Annotated in this window: 16 protein-coding genes; 12 read left to right on the forward strand and 4 right to left on the reverse strand. The window is 64.5% G+C overall.

Features of this window, described 5'->3' with window-relative positions:
• The first annotated feature begins 186 nt into the window (after nucleotides 1-186).
• From ACEOAC_RS20225 to ACEOAC_RS20245, 5 genes are all read left to right on the forward strand, one after another.
• On the forward strand, nucleotides 187-1,101 hold the full coding sequence (locus ACEOAC_RS20225) for a LysR substrate-binding domain-containing protein (RefSeq protein ID WP_077236588.1): 915 nt from the start codon (nucleotides 187-189) through the stop codon (nucleotides 1,099-1,101).
• Nucleotides 1,102-1,139: 38 nt separating this feature from the next.
• Nucleotides 1,140-1,973, forward strand: coding sequence for an alpha/beta hydrolase (locus ACEOAC_RS20230; RefSeq protein WP_006463808.1), 834 nt, complete (start codon nucleotides 1,140-1,142; stop codon nucleotides 1,971-1,973).
• Between the two features lie 190 nt (nucleotides 1,974-2,163).
• Complete coding sequence (locus tag ACEOAC_RS20235; protein ID WP_413444049.1) at nucleotides 2,164-4,713, forward strand: PepSY domain-containing protein; 2,550 nt, start codon at nucleotides 2,164-2,166, stop codon at nucleotides 4,711-4,713.
• A 245-nt stretch (nucleotides 4,714-4,958) separates the two neighbouring features.
• Nucleotides 4,959-6,374 (forward strand): cardiolipin synthase, encoded by a 1,416-nt coding sequence (gene cls, locus ACEOAC_RS20240; protein ID WP_413444050.1) that lies wholly within the window; start codon nucleotides 4,959-4,961, stop codon nucleotides 6,372-6,374.
• Between the two features lie 56 nt (nucleotides 6,375-6,430).
• The gene (locus tag ACEOAC_RS20245; RefSeq protein ID WP_413444051.1) at nucleotides 6,431-7,324 is read left to right on the forward strand and encodes a hypothetical protein; all 894 of its coding nucleotides are present in this window, start codon (nucleotides 6,431-6,433) and stop codon (nucleotides 7,322-7,324) included.
• Between the two features lie 68 nt (nucleotides 7,325-7,392).
• Here the strand turns inward: ACEOAC_RS20245 and ACEOAC_RS20250 are convergent, their stop codons facing one another.
• Nucleotides 7,393-8,280 (reverse strand): LysR substrate-binding domain-containing protein, encoded by an 888-nt coding sequence (locus ACEOAC_RS20250; RefSeq protein ID WP_413444052.1) that lies wholly within the window; start codon nucleotides 8,278-8,280, stop codon nucleotides 7,393-7,395.
• Between the two features lie 238 nt (nucleotides 8,281-8,518).
• Between ACEOAC_RS20250 and ACEOAC_RS20255 the strand changes: the two genes are divergently transcribed.
• From ACEOAC_RS20255 to ACEOAC_RS20275, 5 genes are all read left to right on the forward strand, one after another.
• Nucleotides 8,519-9,268, forward strand: coding sequence for an SDR family NAD(P)-dependent oxidoreductase (locus ACEOAC_RS20255; protein ID WP_413444053.1), 750 nt, complete (start codon nucleotides 8,519-8,521; stop codon nucleotides 9,266-9,268).
• A 74-nt stretch (nucleotides 9,269-9,342) separates the two neighbouring features.
• Nucleotides 9,343-10,389: a TRAP transporter substrate-binding protein gene (locus ACEOAC_RS20260; RefSeq protein WP_413444054.1), complete on the forward strand. Its 1,047-nt coding sequence runs from the start codon at nucleotides 9,343-9,345 to the stop codon at nucleotides 10,387-10,389.
• The gene (locus ACEOAC_RS20265) at nucleotides 10,386-12,242 is read left to right on the forward strand and encodes a TRAP transporter large permease subunit (protein WP_413444055.1); all 1,857 of its coding nucleotides are present in this window, start codon (nucleotides 10,386-10,388) and stop codon (nucleotides 12,240-12,242) included. The genes ACEOAC_RS20260 and ACEOAC_RS20265 overlap by 4 nt, the downstream gene beginning before the upstream one ends.
• 35 nt (nucleotides 12,243-12,277) lie before the next feature.
• On the forward strand, nucleotides 12,278-13,123 hold the full coding sequence (locus ACEOAC_RS20270; RefSeq protein WP_413444056.1) for a transketolase: 846 nt from the start codon (nucleotides 12,278-12,280) through the stop codon (nucleotides 13,121-13,123).
• A complete protein-coding gene (locus ACEOAC_RS20275) occupies nucleotides 13,120-14,124 on the forward strand; it encodes a transketolase family protein (RefSeq protein WP_234295660.1) in 1,005 nt (334 codons plus the stop codon). Before ACEOAC_RS20270 ends, ACEOAC_RS20275 begins: the two co-directional genes overlap by 4 nt.
• A 65-nt stretch (nucleotides 14,125-14,189) precedes the next feature.
• On the opposite strand, the gene ACEOAC_RS20280 is transcribed toward ACEOAC_RS20275, so the two are convergent.
• Nucleotides 14,190-14,504 (reverse strand): c-type cytochrome, encoded by a 315-nt coding sequence (locus ACEOAC_RS20280; protein ID WP_077236593.1) that lies wholly within the window; start codon nucleotides 14,502-14,504, stop codon nucleotides 14,190-14,192.
• 233 nt (nucleotides 14,505-14,737) lie between these two features.
• Here ACEOAC_RS20280 and ACEOAC_RS20285 point away from each other — a divergent pair, with 233 nt between their 5' ends.
• Both ACEOAC_RS20285 and lgt read left to right on the forward strand, forming a co-directional pair.
• Nucleotides 14,738-15,640 (forward strand): LysR family transcriptional regulator, encoded by a 903-nt coding sequence (locus tag ACEOAC_RS20285; protein WP_413444057.1) that lies wholly within the window; start codon nucleotides 14,738-14,740, stop codon nucleotides 15,638-15,640.
• 108 nt (nucleotides 15,641-15,748) lie between these two features.
• Nucleotides 15,749-16,585 (forward strand): prolipoprotein diacylglyceryl transferase, encoded by an 837-nt coding sequence (lgt, locus tag ACEOAC_RS20290; protein WP_241811471.1) that lies wholly within the window; start codon nucleotides 15,749-15,751, stop codon nucleotides 16,583-16,585.
• A gap of 77 nt (nucleotides 16,586-16,662) precedes the next feature.
• Here the strand turns inward: lgt and ACEOAC_RS20295 are convergent, their stop codons facing one another.
• Together ACEOAC_RS20295 and edd are read right to left on the reverse strand one after the other, a co-directional pair.
• Nucleotides 16,663-17,292, reverse strand: coding sequence for a bifunctional 4-hydroxy-2-oxoglutarate aldolase/2-dehydro-3-deoxy-phosphogluconate aldolase (locus ACEOAC_RS20295; RefSeq protein ID WP_241811470.1), 630 nt, complete (start codon nucleotides 17,290-17,292; stop codon nucleotides 16,663-16,665).
• Complete coding sequence (gene edd, locus ACEOAC_RS20300; protein WP_413444101.1) at nucleotides 17,289-19,160, reverse strand: phosphogluconate dehydratase; 1,872 nt, start codon at nucleotides 19,158-19,160, stop codon at nucleotides 17,289-17,291. Before edd ends, ACEOAC_RS20295 begins: the two co-directional genes overlap by 4 nt.
• Nucleotides 19,161-19,485 lie beyond the last annotated feature (325 nt).

The following is a 19,485-nucleotide window of genomic DNA, read 5'->3' on the forward strand; positions in this document are numbered from 1 at the left end:
GCTCTGGATGGCGCTCTGCGCACGTCCTGCGACGTGGCCCCGATGGCTGGGGCGGCGACGTCACTGTAGTGCAATCGCCCTTCTTTTACGATATAAATACGAAAATACGATCCATTCATTTCGTGAATATTGCAGTGCACTGCAGGACTTCCTGCGGTGTGCACGTTCCAGGCTCCAAGCTCATCCATGGCCCTCATCGAACCCCGCGACATCGATCTCAACCTGCTGGTGGTATTCCAGGAGGTCTTCCAGGAACGCCAGATTTCCTCGGTAGCGCGCCGCCTGGGCCTGTCGCAGCCGGCCGTCAGCAATGCGCTGGCGCGGCTGCGGCGCAGCTTCGGTGATGAACTCTTCGTGCGCACCGCGCAGGGCATGCAACCCACGCCGTTCGCAGACCAGCTGGCCGAGCCGGTCGCTGCGGCACTGCAACAGGTGGCGCGGGCTCTCAACCTGCAGGAAGGTTTCTCCCCGCAAAGTAGCGAGCGCCGCTTTACCATCGCCATGACCGATGTCGGCGAGGTCTATTTCATGCCCCGGCTGATCGAGGCCTGCGCCGCGCTAGCGCCGGGGGTGAGCGTGAGCACGGTGCGCGCCGGCGCAGTCGATCTCAAGAGCGAGATGGAAGCCGGCCGGGTGGACCTGGCCATCGGCGCCTTCGACAACCTGTCCGAGGCACTGTACCAGCGGCGCCTGTTCCGCCAGGACTACGTCAGCATGTTCCGCATCGGCCATGCGCTGGACCGGCGCGGCGAGGTCAGCCTCAAGGAATTCCTGGCGGCCGAACACCTGATGGTGTCGTCGCTGGAGAGCCCCTATGACCGTATCAACCAGAATCTGGAAAAGGCCGGTATCCTGCAAAGCCTGCGCTTTCGCGTGCCGCATTTCACCGCCGTGCCCTACATCGTCAGCACCACCGATCTGGTCGTGACCGTGCCGCGCAAGCTGGCCGAGAGCGCGGCCATGCCGTTCGGACTGCGCTACATCAAACCGCCGCTGCGACTGCCGGCGCTGCAGACCAACATGTTCTGGCATCGCCGCTACAATCAGGACGAGGGCAATGTCTGGCTGCGCAATCTGATTTCAGAGCAGTTCGCCGAATAACAGGAAACAGGGCCGCAAGAGGCCAGGGGAGGAAGACCATGCACATCTATCGCGACTACGACCGCGAAGCGCTGGACCTGCAGTATTACGTGCGCCTGCACATTCCGGATTTCCAGGACTACTTCGACCGTTTCGCCCGTGAAGGGCTGGCCGCGCGTGAGGCCCACCCCCACCTGGCCGATGTGCCCTACGGCGAGGATGCGCTGCAGACCCTGGATTTCTTCCCCGGACGCAGCAATGGCCGCCCCCTGCTGGTGTTCATCCACGGCGGCTACTGGCGCTCTCTGGACAAGCACCAGTTCAGCCAGCTGGCCCTGCCCTACCTGGCGCAGGACATCAATGTGGCGATGATCAATTACCGCTTGGCACCGCAGGTACGCATGGGTGACATCGCCGCCGACTGTGGTCGGGCGCTGCGCATGCTGCACGCCAAGGCCGGCGCACTGCGCTTCGATCCGGAGGCGATCTGGCTCATGGGCCACTCGGCCGGCGCCCACCTGGCCGCGCTGATCGCCTCGCTGGGCGCAGCACCGGTACGCGGCGTCTGCGGTCTTTCCGGCATCTACGACCTGGAGCCGGTGCGCCTGTCCTACGTCAACGAATCCCTGCACCTGTCCCCGTCCGACGCCCTGCAGGCCAGCCCGCTGCAACTGGACCTACCGCAAGGTGCGCAGGCAGTGCTGAGCGTGGGTGGACAGGAGACGGAAGAATTCCTGCGCCAGAATGCCACCTATGCCGCCAAGCTGCGCCAGTCGGGTCATGCGGTGGAAACCGTGGCACTGCCGCAGATACATCACCTGAGCATCGTGGACGTGGCGGCCGATGCCGGGAGTGTGTTGACGCGGACGATGATCAAAATGATGCTGGAGTGAGCCGACGCAAGCTTGCCGCCGGCAAGTCTTTCATCCCCAGATATCAATAAGAATCATTTTCATCTGATCTATAATAGCGGGCTGATCCGCCCAGCCCGTCCGGGCGGTCACTGACGCGCCGGCCGTTTCACTGGCCTGGCAGACAAGATCAACAAGGCGCTCCCCGCGCCTGTCGCCGCCCTACTGATACATGTTCAAGAAGATCTGGTTCCAGCTCCACTGGTTCATCGGCATCACCGCCGGCACCCTGTTGATGACCATCGGCGTGACCGGTGCGCTGCTGGCTTTCCGCGAAGAAATCATGGAGGCCTTGAGCCCCGGCGTGATGCACGTGCAAGTGCGCCAGCAGGCCACGCTGACACCGCAGCAGATGCTGGAGCGGCTGCGCGATGCCGAACCGCAGCGCCGGGTCACCACCCTGACCCTGTCGGCCGAGCCGGGCGCTTCGGTGCGTGTGGTCTTCGCACCGCCGCCGGGCGAACGACGCGGGCAGGCGCGCTATGCCGATCCCTATACCGGAGCACTGTTGCCACCGGTGACTGGCGCGGAGTTCTTCGAGATCATCGAGCGCTTCCACCGCTGGCTGCTGCTGCCCACCGAGATCGGCAAGATCGTCCTGGGGACGCTGGCACTGTCGCTGCTGACCCTGGCACTGTCCGGGCTGTACCTGCGCTGGCCGCGCCGGCCCTTGTCGCTGCGGGCCTGGCTGCGGCTGGATTTCCAGCTGCAGGGACGCTCCTTCCTGTGGAACCTGCACTCGGTCATCGGTACCTGGTCGCTGGTGATGTACGTGATGTTCGCCACCACCGGCGCCTACTGGGCGCTGGACTGGTTCAAGGACGGCGTCAACACGCTGGCCGGCGAGAGCCGCCGTGCGCCCATGCAGCGCGGCGAAGGCAAGAAGAAGGAAGCGGCTGCAGCCCCCGTGCCGCTGGATCTGACCCTGGCCTGGAACAGCTTCCTGACCCAGGCCCCCGATTACCAGAATGCCCAGTTGCGCCTGCCCGAGCAGGGTACGCAGCCTGTGCAGATCTTCTTCCTCAGTCACGACGCGCCGCATGAGCGTGCGCGCAGCCGCATGGTGGTGGCACCGCAGACCGGCGAAGTGCGGCAACTGGAGCGCTACCAAGACAAGAGCCGCGGCGGGCGCTTCGTCGCCGCCATCTATCCGCTGCACATGGGGACCTACTTCGGCCTGCCGGGTCGCATCATCATGGCGGTTGCCAGCCTGATGATGCCGTTGTTCGGCATTTCCGGCTGGATGCTCTACCTGGATCGGCGCCGCAAGAAGGCCGCGCTGCGTGCCGAGCGGGCCAGCATCGACAGTGGCGAGGCGGCCAGCGTCACCGGCGGCGAACCGGTGCTGGTGGCCCATGCCTCGCAGACCGGCCAGGCCGAGCGCATCGCCCTGCATACCGCTGCCGGACTGCGCAAGAGCGGCGTGCCGGCGACCCTGCTGCCGCTGGCGCAGGTCACCCCGGAAATCCTGCGTCACCATCGTCGCCTCCTCGTCATCGCCAGCACCTTCGGCGAAGGCGACGCCCCCCACAGCGCACGCGGCGTCGAGAAGCGCCTGCGCCAGGCCGCCGGGCAATCGCTGTCGCATGTGCAGTACGCGGTCCTGGCCCTGGGAGACCGCCATTACACCCAGTTCTGCGGCTTCGGTCACACGCTTGATCACGGCCTGCGTCAGTGCGGTGCCAAGCCGATGTTCCCGCTGGTGGAAGTGGATCGCATGGATGGTGAGGCGCTACGCAAATGGGAGAGCGAACTGGCCGCACATGGTCTGCAAGCCGCGGTCAGCGATATCCTGCCGACCCATGCACCGGCCTGGCAGACCTGGACGCTCACGCGCCGTGTACTGATGAATCCGGGCAGCCAGGGCGCACCCCTGTATCACCTGGAACTGCAGCCGCAGGACGGCACCCTGCCCGCCTGGCAAGCCGGCGCGCTGGTGGAAATCCTGCCGCGTCATGCGCCGGACCGCATCGCCCTGCTCTTGCAACGCCTGCAACTGGACGGCGCCACTCCGGTGCGTCACCAGGGCCAATCCTGCACGCTGGCGCTAGCGCTGTCATGCAGCGTGCTGCCGCAGCATGCCGTGGCCGACGCTCAGGGCCTGGTCGATACGCTGCAGCCCCTGACGCCCCGCTCCTATTCGGCAGCCTCGGTGACCGAGGATGGCGCCCTGCACCTGCTGGTGCGCCAGGTGCAGCATGAGGACGGCCTGGGCCTGGCTTCCGGCTGGCTGACCGAATTCGCGCAGCTGCAGTCTGCATTGCAGCTGCGCCTGGTGCACAACGCCGGCTTCGCGCCGCCACCGCCGCAGGCGCCGGCGATCTTCATCGGCAACGGCTCCGGCATGGCCGGTCTGCGCGGCCACCTGCTGGCGCGCATCCACGCCGGGCAGACACGCAACTGGCTGCTCTTCGGCGAACGCAACGAGGCGCACGATTTCCTCTACCGCGAACAACTGCAGCAGTGGCTGGCACAAGGTCAGCTCACGCGCCTGGACCTGGCCTTCTCGCGTGACCAGCCCGAGCGCATCTATGTTCAGGACCGCCTGCGCGAGGCGGCTGCCGAACTGCGCCACTGGCTGGATCAGGGTGCGGTGCTGTACGTCTGCGGTAGCCTGGAAGGCATGGCTGCCGGGGTCGATGCGGTGCTCACCGCCGTCCTGGGCGAGGCCGGCCTGCAGGACCTGATCGAACAGAACCGCTACCGCCGCGACGTCTACTGATCCCCTTCAGGATGGGCCGACCGGCCCATCCTTGCCCTCTCCCTGCGCAGATACGATGCAATAGCGCGGTCATCCCCGGCCTGCCCTGTAGGCAGCCCCCGCTTTCCGCTGTAGGACAGTTCCGATTCGCGCTTCCCGCTGCGCCATCGCGCTGTTGTCGGGCATATACTCGACCGCACAGCGTTGCCCTCCCCGGCATCCGAGACAGCCTCAGGTCGATGGCAGCGCCCAACCGGGAACCTTCCATGACCAACAAGAAAACAAATTCCAAGTGGCCCGCTGCCTGGCTCTTGCTGCTGTTGTTCTCCCTGATGCTGGCGGCCTGCAGCTCGTTGCCCACCATCGTGCCCGATATGGATTCGCAGTCGGCGCGCAACATCCGGATGAAGGGGGGGCGCGGCGTCCTCAGTGAAGCGCAGGCCAAGGCCGTGCTGGACAAGCTGCGCAGCCAGAACGCCGACAATACCCTGCTGGACCGCCACGTCGCCATCGAAGGCGCCATCACCGGCTCGCCCCTGGTGACCGGCAACAAGGTGACGCTGCTCATCGATGGTCCCGCGACCTATGCCTCCATGCAGCAGGCCATCCAGGCGGCGCGCTACCACGTCAACATGGAAAGCTACATCATGGAAGACGACGAGGTCGGCCGCCAGTTCGCCGACCTGCTGATCTCCATGCAGAAGAAGGGCGTGCAGGTCAACCTGATGTATGACAGCGTGGGCTCCATCAACACCCCGCGCGCCTTCTTCCAGCCGATGATCGATGCCGGCATTCACGTGCTGGAATACAACCCCATCAATCCCACCCAGGTGCGCAAGGACTGGGAGGTCAACCAGCGCGACCATCGCAAGCTGCTGGTGGTTGATGGCAAGACCGCCTTCGTGGGCGGCATCAATATCAGCAGCGTCTATTCCAGCGGATCCTTCAGCACCCGCAAGAAAAAACCGCGCGTCAACAAGGACGGCGAACAGATTCCCTGGCGCGATACGCAGGTACGCATCGATGGCCCGGTGGCCCTGGAATTCCAGAAGCTCTTCGTCGAAACCTGGCACAAGCAGCGTGGCCCCGATCTGGGCGAACACCGTTACTTCCCGCCGGTGGCTCCGGCCGGCAACGAAATCGTGCGCGCCATCGGCAGCTCGCCCGACGATCCTTACAGCATCATCTATGCCACCTTCATCTCCGCCATCCAGCACGCCGAAAGCTCGATCTACCTGACCAACGCCTACTTCGTGCCTGATCCGCAGCTACGCGACTCGCTCAAGGATGCCGCCCGGCGCGGCGTGGACGTGCGCCTGATCCTGCCCTCGCACAGCGATTCCTCGCTGGTGCTGTATGCTTCCCGCTCCTTCTATGCGGAACTGCTGGAAGCCGGCGTACGCATCTTCGAACGCCAGGACGCCCTGCTGCATTCCAAGACCGCCATCATCGACGGTGTCTGGTCGACCATCGGCTCGACCAATCTGGACTGGCGCAGCTTCGTCTACAACCAGGAAATCAATGCGGTGATCCTGAGCCCGCAGTTCGGCGTCCAGATGAAGAGCATGTTCGACCGCGATCTCGGCGCCTCCAAGGAAATTACCAAGGAACAATGGGATCAGCGACCGATCAGTGAACGAATGAAGGAATTCGGCGCCAGCGTCTGGTCCCGCCTGCTGTAGCCAGCATCGAATACTGAAACCACTGCACCATTGAAGAGGAGTCCGGTTTGCGATCCATGTTGTCCCGTCTGACCCTGCATCTGATCTTCCCGGCCACGCTGGCCCTGGCCGCCTGCGGCTGGGCGCACGCCCAGACCCAGACGGGCGCGGCCGCCATGAAAAGCCGTTACACGGAGCTGCAAGGCGAGCTCAACAACAATGCCTACCATCGCCCGCTCTATCTCAATTCGCGCGAGGACGGCGGCAACGTCAAGGGCGATATCTACGCGGTGCTGGACTATCCCTTCACCCAGGTGCGCGAAGCCCTGGGCAGCCCCGACCGCTGGTGTGACATCCTGATCCTGCACCTGAACACCAAGTATTGCCGGCTCCTCCACGATGGCGCGAAGACCACCCTGCGCATGCAGGTCGGCAAGAAGACCGAGGAGTCCCTCGACAGCACCTACCGGGTCGACCTGCGCTATCGCGGCGGCACCAGCGGCGCCGATTATTTCTCGTCCTCGATGCTGGCCGAGAAGGGACCGCTGGATACCTCCGACTATCGTATCGAGATCGAATCCATCCCCCTGGATGAAAAGCGCTCCTTCCTCCACTTCAGCTATGCCTATTCGTATGGCTTGGCCAGCAAGCTGGCCTTGCGCGCCTACCTGATGACGGCCGGGCGTGACAAGGTCGGCTTCAGCGTGGTCAAGCGCGACGCGCAGGGGCAGCCGCAATACATCGAAGGCACCCGCGCCACCGTGGAGCGCAACACGATGCGCTACTACCTGGCCATCGACGCCTATCTTTCCGGACTGACGGCGCCCGCCGAACAACGACTGGAAAAGCGCCTGGCCAACTGGTATGACGCGACCGAACAATATCCGCGCCAACTGCATGAAGTCAGCCGGGACGAATACCTCGGCATGAAGCGCAACGAAGTGGCGCGGCAGCAGAAGGCGGGCAGCTAGGGCCAGCACGCGCAGGCTCACATCCCCGCTGTTTTCTTCACCCGGTGTCACAAGGCATTCACCACCGCCTACGCCTGGCTGCCCGCCTGCTCGCGCAACCATTCCAGGAAGGCGGCGACCGCCGGTCGCCGTGCATGGTGCGCAGGATAGACCGCGAAGTGGGCCTTGACCCGCACCGCCTTGTCCAGCCCGAAGATGGGCTTGAGTTTCTTTTCCTCGATATGACGCGCGGCCACCGTGGCGCTTTCCAGTGCCACGCCCAGGCCCTGGGTGGCCGCGTCCAGTGACATCTGGGCGCGATCGAAGCGCACCGCAAACTGCTCCGGCGGACGCACATCGGCAAACTCCCCGAACCAGTCGGCCCACTGCACCACGCTCACATTGCTGCGAATGAGCTTCACCCCCAGCAGGTCGGCAGGCTGGCGGATGCGGGCGGCGCGAATGAAGGCGGGACTGGCCAGCGGCACAATGCGCTCTTCGAACAAGGGCTCCACCACCAGCCCTGGCCAATTGGGGATGCCGTAACGGATGTCCACATCCACCTCCCCCAGTTCGAAATTGCTCTGCGAGTGCGCGGCGGAGAGATTGAAGGTGATCTCCGGATAGCTGCGTGCGAAATCATTGAGGCGCGCCATCAGCCACAGGCTGGCAATGCTGGGCGCGGAGTGGATGTAGAGCGTATTGCTGACGCCCTGGCGCACATCCATGGACGCCGCCGTGATGGCGGAGATCGCGCCCTGGATACGGGCCAGGTAACTCTCTCCGGCGGTGGTGATACGGACCCCGTGGGCGCTGCGCTCGAAGAGGCGGATGCCGAGATAGGACTCCAGCCGCGCCACCTGGTGACTCACCGCCGACGCCGTCAAATGCAGTTCGGCCGCGGCCAGCGCAAAACTCTTGCGCCGGGCCACCGCTTCGAAGGCCTGGAGGTTGGGCAGGGGCGGGAGAACGGCCATGGACGGGCTCCGTAGCTAAGATGACGATCCGTCACTTTAACATGACGAGACTTCGCTTGTCGTCAGGCGAGGAAAGTCCGACCATGCGCTCAGAACAAAAACGGAGACAGGGTGGTACAGCGGCGGGCCCGCTGCACGCCCGCTGCACGCCCGCATCTACGCACCCTCTGCGCACCGTCTGCGCCGGCTCTGTCTCCGCACTTGCTCACTCGAACGCAAATCATCTGGAGAACACGACATGCTGCTCAAGGACAAGGTTGCCGTCATTACCGGCGGTGCAGGTATCAATGGTCTGGGCTACGCCACGGCGCGCCTGATGGCCGGACAAGGCGCCCGCGTGGTGGTGCTGGACCTGGCCCAGGCCAATCCGTCCGGCGCTGCCGCTGGCCTGGGCGATCATCACCTGGGCCTGGTGGCCGACGTTACCGACAAGGCCTCCTGCGAGGCTGCTGCGGCCGCCGTAATCAAGCAGTTCGGGCGCATCGACATCCTGGTCAACAATGCCGGCATCACCCAGCCGGTCAAGACGCTGGAGATCACCGGGGCCGACTACGACCGCATCCTGGACGTGAGCCTGCGTGGCACGCTCTACATGTCGCAGGCGGTGCTACCGGCCATGCGCGCCCAGCAAAGCGGCTCCATCATCTGCATCTCCTCGGTCTCGGCCCAACGCGGCGGCGGCATCCTCGGAGGCCCGCACTACTCTGCCGCCAAGGCTGGCGTACTCGGCCTGGCACGGGCCATGGCACGCGAGTTCGGCCCGGAAGGCATCCGCGTCAACTGCATCACGCCAGGCCTGATCGGCACCGACATCATCAAGGGCAAGCTCACCGAAGAAAAGAAGGCCGAGATCGCCGAGACCATTCCATTGGCACGCCTGGGCCGGGCCGACGACATCGGCGGCGCCTGCGTCTTCCTCGGTAGCGACCTGTCGCAGTACTGCACCGGCATCACGCTAGATGTGAACGGCGGCATGCTGATCCATTAAACGCAGCTTAATGCTCGTGCACGCCGGCCTGGCCGGCATCTTTCCGACCACCAGAACACAACAGGAGACCTGACATGACCCATGACAACAACAGCAACGGCAAAGCCACCCTGAGCCGTCGCCAACTGCTTAAGGCCGGCGCTGTCGGCGCGGCATTGCCGCTGTTTTCCATCATGAGCCGCCCGGCCAACGCAGCCGAGTTCAACTACAAGTTCGCCACCGGCCAGGACCCGTCGCACCCGGTCAACAAGCGTGCGCAGCAAGCCATCGACCGCATCCGCGAGGCGACCAATGGACGCCTGGAGATCAAGCTGTTCCCGGCCAACCAGCTGGGCTCGGACACCGACCTGATGTCGCAGATTCGCAATGGCGGCGTGGAATTCTTCAACCAGGCCAGCGTGGTGCTGTCCACGCTGGTGCCGGCAGCCGGCATCGTCAATACTGGCTTCGCCTTCCACGACTACAAGGAAGTCTGGCAGGCCATGGACGGTCCGCTGGGCGCCTATGTGCGGGCGCAGATCGAGAAGGTCGGCCTGCTGACCATGTCCAAGCCCTGGGACAACGGCTTCCGCCAGATCACCACCTCCACCAAGCCGATCAAGACGGCTGGCGATCTCAAGGGTCTGAAACTGCGGGTGCCGGCCGCGCCCATGCTGACCTCGCTGTTTACCGCACTGGGCGCCAGCCCGACGCCGATCAACTTCAATGAAGTCTATTCGTCGCTGCAGACCCGACTGGTCGAGGGCCAGGAAAACCCGCTGGCCATCATCAGCACCGCCCGCCTCTACGAAGTGCAGAAGTTCTGCACCATCTCCAACCATGTCTGGGATGCCTACTGGATCCTGGGCAACCGCCGTGCCTTCGAGAAGCTGCCCAAGGACATCCAGGAAATCGTGCGACGCGAACTGGACAAGGCCGCCACCGACGAACGCGCCGACATTGCCTCGCTGGCCGGCTTCGCTCGCAACGACCTGCAGGGCAAGGGGGTGCAGATCATCGAGGCCGACAAGGAGTCCTTCAAGCAGGCACTGGCCCAGGCCAACTTCTACAAGGACATGCGCGCCAAGTTCGGCGATGAGGCCTGGAAGCTGCTGCAAAACAGCGTCGGGGGCATGGGATGAGCGCCCTCTCGCTGCAGCAGCCAGTGACCGACGAGCGCTCGCTGGCCGCACGGCTGGAGAACTGGCTGGGCGTAGCCATCGAAATCCCGGCGGCCGCCCTGGTCGTCGGCGAAGTCGCGGTGTTGCTGGCCGGCGTGGTGATGCGCTTCATCTTCAACAGCCCCATCCCCTGGGCCGATGAACTGGCGTCCATCCTCTTCCTGTGGCTGGCCAATCTGGGAGCCGTGGTCGCCCTGCGGCGCGGTACCCACATGCGTACCACGGTGCTGGTGGGCTACCTGAGCGAACGCGGCAAGGCCTGGGCCGAGGCCCTGGCCATCATAGCGCCCTGCGTGATGCTGCTCCTGCTCATGCACCCGATGTGGGAATACGCAGAGGATGAAATGTTCGTGCAGACCCCAGCCCTGGGTTGGCCCAACACGGTGCGCGCAGCCGCCGTGGCGGTGGGCGCGGCGCTCATGATCGCCATCTGCCTGTTGCGCATCTCGCGCCAGAAACTGGCAGACCTGGCCGGCGTGCTGGTCGTGCTGGCGATGGTGGCCGGTGCCATGTACCTGGGCGCGGGCTGGCTGCAGGCCATCGGCAACTGGAACCTGGTGGTGTTTTTCGGTCTGGTGCTGGGGGTATCGGTGCTGCTGGGCATTCCCATCGCCTTCTGCTTCGGTCTGGCCACGGTGGCTTTCATGCTGACCGTGACCACCAGCCCGCTGGCGGTGGTGGCGGGACGCTTCGACGAAGGCATGTCCTCGCTGATCCTGCTGGCGGTGCCGCTGTTCATCCTGCTCGGCCACCTGGTGGAGATGACCGGCATGGCCAAGGCCATGGTGGACTTCCTGGCTTCGCTGCTGGGGCATGTGCGCGGCGGACTGAACTATGTGTTGCTGGGCGCAATGCTGCTGGTGTCGGGCATTTCCGGCGCCAAGACCGCCGACATGGCGGCCGTCGCACCGGTGCTGCTGCCGGAGATGAAGCGGCGCGGCAATCATGAGGGCGAGCTCATCTCGCTGCTGGCGGCCTCCGGCGCCATGGCCGAGACCATCCCGCCCTCGCTGGTGCTGATCACCATCGGTTCGGTGGCCGGCGTCTCGATTGCGGCGCTGTTCACCGGCGGCATCATGCCGGGCATCGTACTGGCGGTGTTGCTGGCGATACTGGCGCGCTGGCGCAGTGCCGAGATCATGGAAGGCATCCAGCGCGCGCCCGGCAAGGTGGTGCTGCGTACGCTGATCATCGCCCTGCCCGCGCTGTTGCTGCCGATCCTGATCCGCACGGCCGTGGTCGAAGGCGTGGCCACGGCCACCGAAGTCTCTACCATCGGCATCGCCTATTCGGTAGTGGCGGGCCTGCTGGTGTATCGCAAGTTCGACTGGAAGCGCCTCTATCCCATGCTGGTGGATACGGCCGCCCTGTCGGGGGCCATCCTGTTCATCATCGGCACGGCCACCGGCATGTCTTGGGCACTGACGCAATCGGGCTTCTCGCATGCACTGGCCGAGGCCATGACCAGCGTGCCGGGCGGCAAGTACGGCTTCCTGCTGGTATCGATTGCGGCCTTCATCGTGCTGGGCAGCGTGCTGGAGGGTATCCCGGCGATGGTGTTGTTCGCACCGCTGCTGTTCCCGGTGGCCAAGGCCATCGGCGTGCACGAGGTGCACTACGCCATGGTGATCATCCTGTCCATGGGCGTGGGTCTGTTCGCGCCTCCCTTCGGCCTGGGTTACTACGCCGCCTGCACCATCGGCCGCGTGCATCCGGATGTGGCGGTCAAGCGCATCTGGCCCTATCTGGGGGCGCTGGTGGTGGGCCTGCTGATCGTGGCCTTCGTACCTTGGTTCTCCATCGGCTTCCTGTGATTTTTACGCATTCATCCATCAAGCAAGGACTCGCAATGTCTGACAATTTGGCAAACCTGCGCGCCAGCGCATACCGCATCCGCCGCAATGCCGTGCGCATGGGCGAAGTCCAGGGCCAGGGCTATATCGGCCAGGCGCTGGGCTGGGCCGACGTACTGGCAGTGGCCTACAAGCACGCCATGAACCTGCGCCCGGACGACCCTGAATGGAGCGGTCGCGACCGCTTCCTGCTCTCGCACGGCCATTACGCCATCGCGCTTTACGCCGCGCTGATCGAGGCCGGCATCGTCCCCGACGAGGAACTGGAGAGCTACGGCAGCGATGACAGCCGCCTGCCCATGTCCGGCATGGCAACCTATACGCCGGGCATGGAAATCTCCGGCGGTTCGCTGGGCCAGGGCCTGGCCATCGCCGTGGGAATGGCGCTGGGCCTGCGCTACAACGGCAACCCGGCGTTCATCTACAACTCCATGTCGGATGGTGAACTGGATGAAGGCGCGACCTGGGAAGCCGCCATGGGCGCAGCTCACCACCAGTTGGGCAATCTCATCTGCCTGGTCGACATCAACAACCAGCAGGCCGATGGCCCCTCCAGCAAGATCATGGGCTTCGAGCCGCTGGCCGACAAATGGGCCTCCTTCGGCTGGCATGTGCAACGGGTGGACGGCAATGACCTGGCCGCCGTGGTACAGGCCTTCGACACTGCACGCAATCTGAAAGACGCCAAGCCACGCGTGATCCTGTTCGACACCCTGATGGGCCGTGGTGTGCCCTTCCTGGAGCAACGCGAGAAGAACCACTTCATCCGCGTCGATCCGCCCGAATGGCAGCAGGCGCTGTCCATCCTCGACCAGTCTTATCAACAAGGAAGCCAAGCATGAACACCGCCGCAGAAAAGAAGCCTCGCCTGACCACCTCGGCCATGATCGCCTCCATCGCTGCCGAAGGTCAGCGGGTACAGGCGGCCCCGTTCGGCAAGGCGCTGGTGGACTACGCCGCCGACCGCCCGGAGATCGTGGGCCTGACCGCTGACCTGGCCAAGTACACCGACCTGCATCTATTCCAGAAAGCCTATCCGGAGCGCTTCTTCCAGATGGGCATGGCCGAGCAGTTGCTGATGGCCGCCGCCGGCGGCATGGCCAAGGAAGGCCTGGTGCCGTTCGCCACCACCTATGCGGTCTTTGCCACGCGTCGCGCCTACGACTTCATCCATCAGGTGATCGCCGAGGAAAACCTGAATGTGAAGATCTGTTGCGCCCTGCCCGGCCTGACCACCGGCTACGGCCCCAGCCACCAGGCCACCGAAGACCTGGCGATGATGCGCGCCATTCCCGGCCTGACCATCGTCGATCCCTGCGACGCCCTGGACCTGGAACAGGCCGTGCCGCAGATCGCCGCCCACCAGGGGCCGGTCTACATGCGCCTGGCGCGCGGCAACGTGCCGCTGGTGCTGGATGAATATGACTACCGCTTCGAACTGGGCCGTGCCAAGGAAATCCGCGACGGCAACGATGTGCTGATCATCTCCAGCGGTTTCATGACCATGCGCGCGCTGGAAGTGGCCAAGGCGCTGGAGGCGGACAAGGTCAGCGTAGCCGTGCTGCACTGCCCGACCATCAAACCCTTCGACGAAGCCACCGTACTGGCCCAGGTCAAGAAGAAGCACCGCCTGGTGGTGGTCGCCGAAAACCATTCGGTCATCGGCGGCCTGGGCGAGATCGTCGCCAGCACGCTGATGCGCAATGGCGTGCAGCCAGCCGGATTCCAGATGGCGGGCCTGCCGGACGCCTTCCTCGATGCAGGTGCGCTGCCGACCTTGCATGATCGTTACGGAATCAGCTGCGAGGTGTTGAGCGAACGCATCAAGGGGTGGTTGAAATAGACTCGCCTCCGGGCTGGAAATAAAAAAGGAGACCGCAGTCTCCTTTTTTTTGCTTACAAGCAGATTTACTTCAGGCTCAACACCCACTTCACCAGCTCACGCGCCTCGGCTTCGCTCACCTGGCCCTTGTTGGCTGGCATGGCCACCGCGCCCCAGGCGCCGCTGCCACCGTTGAGGACCTTCTGGGTCAGCTTGGCTTCGGCGTCCTTCTGGCCGGCGTATTTCTTGGCGACGTCCTTGAAGGCGGGACCGACGATCTTGGCATCCACCGAGTGGCAGGCCATGCAATTCTTGGACTTGGCCAGTTGCGCATTGGCCAGCGCTTCGGCCGAAATGGCCGATCCGGCCACCAGGGTGGCAATCAACAACAGGTATTTCATGGGAGCTCCTCAGCAAGCGGTGAACGACGGTGACGCCTGCTGCGGCATTCTCCAGGCGCTTCGCAGGCGGGGCTATTCTAACCGGCTTCGGTACGCCGCCTCTATCTGCCCTGGCGTATATCTGTCATAGATCAAATTCCATGACGGAAATATCAGGCAAGGTCGCTGGCTTGCCGCTACCGATGGCCAGGGATATCATGAACGCCCAACTCATTCGGAACCGATATCAGTCCATGTCCGATCATCCCCGCCTGGAACTGCGCCAGCTACGCTACTTCGCCGCCGTGGCCGAGGAAAAGCACTTCGGGCGCGCCGCCGCCCGCCTGCACATGACCCAGCCGCCCTTGTCACAAACCATCGCGGCGCTGGAAGAGCAACTGGGTACGCCGCTGTTCCAACGCACCAAGCGCAGTGTGGCGCTGACCCCGGCGGGGGAAGCCCTGCTGCCGGAAGTCCAGCGCATCCTGCAGCAGGCGGCCGCTTTGCCGGACCTGGCGCGACGCGCCGCCAGCGGGGCCTCCGGGCTGCTGTCGCTGTCCTTCATTTCCAGCGCCGACTACAGCATCCTGCCACCGCTGCTGCAGCGCTTTCGCGCCCGCTATCCGCAGGTGCAGATCGAATTGCGCGAAGCCACCACCGACATCCAGCTGGAAGACCTGATGCAGGGCAAGATCGACGCCGGCTTGCTGCTGCCGCCGCTGCCCGAGAAAGCCGCGGCGCTTTTGGATGTGCGGCCGGTGCTGTCCGAACCGCTGATCGCGGCGATCCCCGAGGGTGCCGTCAGGAAGCGCGGCCCGGTGTCCCTCAAGAGCTTGCGCGAGCTGCCGCTGATCATCTTCCCGCGCCGCATCTCTCCAGCCTTCCATGACACCATCCTGTCCTGCTTTCGCGATGCCGGGGTGACCCCGCACATCGGCCAGGAAGCCATCCAGATGCAGACCATCGTCGGCCTGGTCTCGGCTGGCATGGGAATGGCGCTTGTGCCACAATCCGTGTCGAACCTGAAACGCTCGGGTGTCGACTACCGCCGGCTCTCCGACCCGGCCCCGGAGATCCAGACCGGCCTGGCCTGGCGGCGCGACAATCCATCCAGCGTCCTGCGGGCCCTGCTGGACCTGCTGGACGCGCCGACCTGATCGCATTGGACCGCGTCATTTCCCACCTGACGGGAACAGCATCGGCGAACTTGCATCGCCCGTCGCGTTCCAATTGCGGTTCCGCCCAACAACAGAAAGATCAAACTCATGCTCGTCCACCCCATGCCCGACCCGATTGCCATCCACATCGGGCCGCTGGCCGTCCACTGGTATGGCCTGATGTACCTGCTGGCCTTCGCCCAATTCATCGCGCTGGGACGCCTGCGCATCAAACAGCCGCACATCGCCGCCGTCGGCTGGAAAAAGGAAGACCTGGACGACATGCTCTTCTACGGCGTGCTCGGGGTGGTACTCGGCGGGCGACTGGGTGAAATCCTGTTCTACAACCCTGCCTACTATTTTGCGAATCCGGCCGACATGATTGCGGTCTGGAAGGGCGGCATGTCCTTCCACGGCGGCTTCCTGGGGGTAATGCTGGCCATGTACCTGTGGGGCCGCAAGCGTGGTCGCAACCTGATGGACATCATGGACTTCATCGCGCCCATGGTCCCGCTGGGCTATGCCGCCGGCCGCCTGGGCAATTTCATCAATGCCGAACTGCCGGGCCGCCCGGCCGACCCCTCGCTGCCCTGGGCCATGATCTGGCCCAATGTGGACAACATCCCGCGCCATCCCTCGCCGATCTACCAGATGCTGGTCGATGGCATCCTGCTGTTCATCATCCTCTGGATCTTTGCGCGCCACTCCCGCCCGCGCATGGCGGTGGCCGGCATGTTCTCGTTGCTGTACGGTTGCGCGCGCTTCTTCACGGAATATTTCCGCGTGCCGGATTACGAAGTCCACTTCGGCGGCATCACCATCTCGGCCGGGCAGATGCTGTCGGTGCCGATGATCGTGCTGGGCATCATCCTGCTGGTGCTGGCCTACAGGCTGAAGCAGCAGGCACAGGCGCCTTCTGAAGCTGCACTGGTCGGCAAGAAGTAATCCTCTCCTGCTCACGAAAAAGGGCGGTACCGATTCGACCTCGGTACCGCCCTTCGTTTTGCTGGCCTGTGGAAAACTCAGGCCTTCTTCAATGCACTGGCCGCCTTGGCGATCTCGGTGATCTTGTCCCAGTCACCCGCCTCGATGGCGGCCTTGGGGGTCAGCCAGGAGCCGCCCACGCAGACCACGTTCTTGCAGGCCAGGAACTGCGGTGCCGTCTCTTGCGTGATGCCGCCGGTGGGGCAGAAGGACACGTCCGACAAGGGGCCGGCGATGCCGTTGAGCATGCCGATGCCGCCTGCCGGCACGGCCGGGAACAGCTTCAGCTGGCGGAAGCCCGCCTCGCGCGCCGCCATCACTTCGGACGGGGTCATCACGCCCGGCAGCAGCGGCAGGCCACTGTGCTTGGCGGCTTCGATCAGCGCCGGGGTCAGGCCGGGCGAAACACCGAAGACGGCACCTGCATCACGCGAGGCGGCGAATTCTTCCGGCGCAGTCAAGGTGCCGACGCCGACGATGGCGTCGGGCACCGACTCGGCGATGGCGCGGATGGCCGGCAGGCCGTGCTCGGTGCGCAGCGTGATTTCCAGCACGCGGATGCCGCCTGCCACCAAAGCGCGTGCCAGCGGCACGGCGTGTTCGAACTTGTCGATGGCGATCACCGGGATGACCGGCGAGGCGCGCATGATTTCCAGTGTGGTCTTCATACCGTGGCTTTCTCTTTCTCAAAAATCGGCGGCAGGCCGAAGGTGGCGCCGCCCTCTTCTGCGGTTCCCACCGCGTTGCGGAACAGGCTGAACAATTCGCGGCCCATGCCGTGCTGATTGCCGGAGAGGTCGCTGGTGTCGAGGCTGCGTGCTTCCCACTCGGCGGCATCGACCTTGGCTTCCAGGGTGCCGGTCTCGGCATCCAGGCGGATGATGTCGCCGTCGCGCACGCGACCCAGCGGACCACCGCCCATCACTTCGGGCGTCACGTGGATCGCGGCCGGTACTTTACCCGATGCGCCGGACATGCGGCCATCGGTGACCAGGGCGACGTGACGGCCCTTGTCCTGCAGGATACCCAGTGCCGGGGTCAGCGCGTGCAGTTCGGGCATGCCGTTGGCGCGCGGTCCCTGGAAGGTGATCACGGCCACGAAGTCGCGATCCAGCTGGCCAGCCTTGAAGGCGGCCATGAAGGCTTCCTGCGAATGGAAGACCACTGCCGGCGCCTCCACCACGCGGTGTTCGGGCTTGACCGCCGAAATCTTGATGACGGCACGACCCAGGTTGCCCTGCAGCAGCTTGAGGCCACCATCGGCCGCAAACGGCTGGGCCACGGTGCCCAGCACACCGGCGTCGGCGCTCTGGGCCGGTGCATCCTGCCAGGTCACGGTGCCGGGACGACCATTCTCGCCTTCGGTGGCCAGCATCGGCTCCTTGCAGTGCTGGCGCAGTCCCTGGCCGAGGATGGTGGTGACGTCGTCGTGCATTAGGCCGGCATCGATCAGCTCGCGCAGCACGAAGCCGGTGCCGCCAGCGGCATGGAAATGGTTCACGTCGGCGGTGCCGTTGGGGTAGATCTTGGTGATCAGCGGAACCACGGCGGAGAGCTTGTCGAAGTCGTCCCAGTCGATCACGATGCCGGCCGCCTTGGCGATGGCCACCAGGTGCAGCGTGTGATTGGTGGAGCCGCCGGTGGCGTGCAGTGCGACGATGGCGTTGACGATGGCCTTCTCGTCGATCATGCGGCCCACCGGAGTGTATTGGGTGCCGAGGTCGGTGATCCTGGCGGCCTGCTTGGCGGCGGCCGCAGTCAGCGCGTCGCGCAGCGGGGTGTTGGGGGTGATGAAGGCCGCGCCCGGCAGGTGCAGGCCCATCGCTTCCATCAGCATCTGGTTGCTGTTGGCGGTGCCGTAGAAGGTGCAGGTACCGGCGCCGTGGTAGGACTTGGATTCCGCTTCCAGCAGTTCGGCGCGACCGATCTTGCCGGCCGTGTAGAGCTGGCGGATCTTGACCTTGTCGCTATTGCTCATGCCGCTGGTCATGGGACCGGCGGGCACGAACACCGCCGGCAGGTGGCCGAAGTGCAGCGCGCCGATCAGCAGCCCCGGCACGATCTTGTCGCACACGCCCAGATACAGCGCGGCGTCGAACATGTTGTGGGACAGCGCGATGGCGGTGGCCATGGCGATGGCGTCGCGCGAGAACAGCGACATCTCCATGCCGGTCTGGCCTTGCGTGACGCCGTCGCACATGGCGGGGGTGCCGCCGGCGAACTGCGCCACGGCGCCGGCTTCACGGGCTGCGTCCTTGATGATCTGGGGGAAACGCTCGAAGGGCTGGTGCGCCGAGAGCATATCGTTGTAGGCCGAAACAATCGCCAGCGAGGGCGCCTTGTCTTCCTTCAGCTTCAGTTTGTCATTGGCGGGGAAGGCGGCGAAGCCGTGGGCCAGGTTGGTGCAGGCCAGTGCGCCGCGCTGCGCGCCCTTGCGGCGGGCCGCTTCCAGGCGTTCGAGATAAGCGGTCCGGTAAGGACGGCTACGTTCGGCGATGCGTTGGGTGACGCTGGCTAAGGTAGCGTTGAGAGGCATTGTCGGTTTCCTGTTAGCGTTAACACTGTAATTTTACTACATAAATTTGCGCGAATGAAATCATACACTTAGAGCACTGCAGCATGGCCAAACCGCGCATCTTTTCATTGGTGAACATCAATCCGCTTCAAAAGCCTTATCAGTCTTCGCTTCCCGGCTAGCGGCAGGGATGCCGGCAGGCAATGTAACAGGGCCGTCATAAACTGTAGTGAAACTACCACTTCGGCGGCATTTGATGTATAGTCACCCGCATTGTCCCAAGAACATGAACACGGCCTGCCCGGCTCTTTTCCTGCAATGCGCATGACGACATGGCGCATGGACC

This window comes from Herbaspirillum frisingense (assembly GCF_047325095.1).
GTDB lineage: Bacteria > Pseudomonadota > Gammaproteobacteria > Burkholderiales > Burkholderiaceae_D > Herbaspirillum > Herbaspirillum frisingense.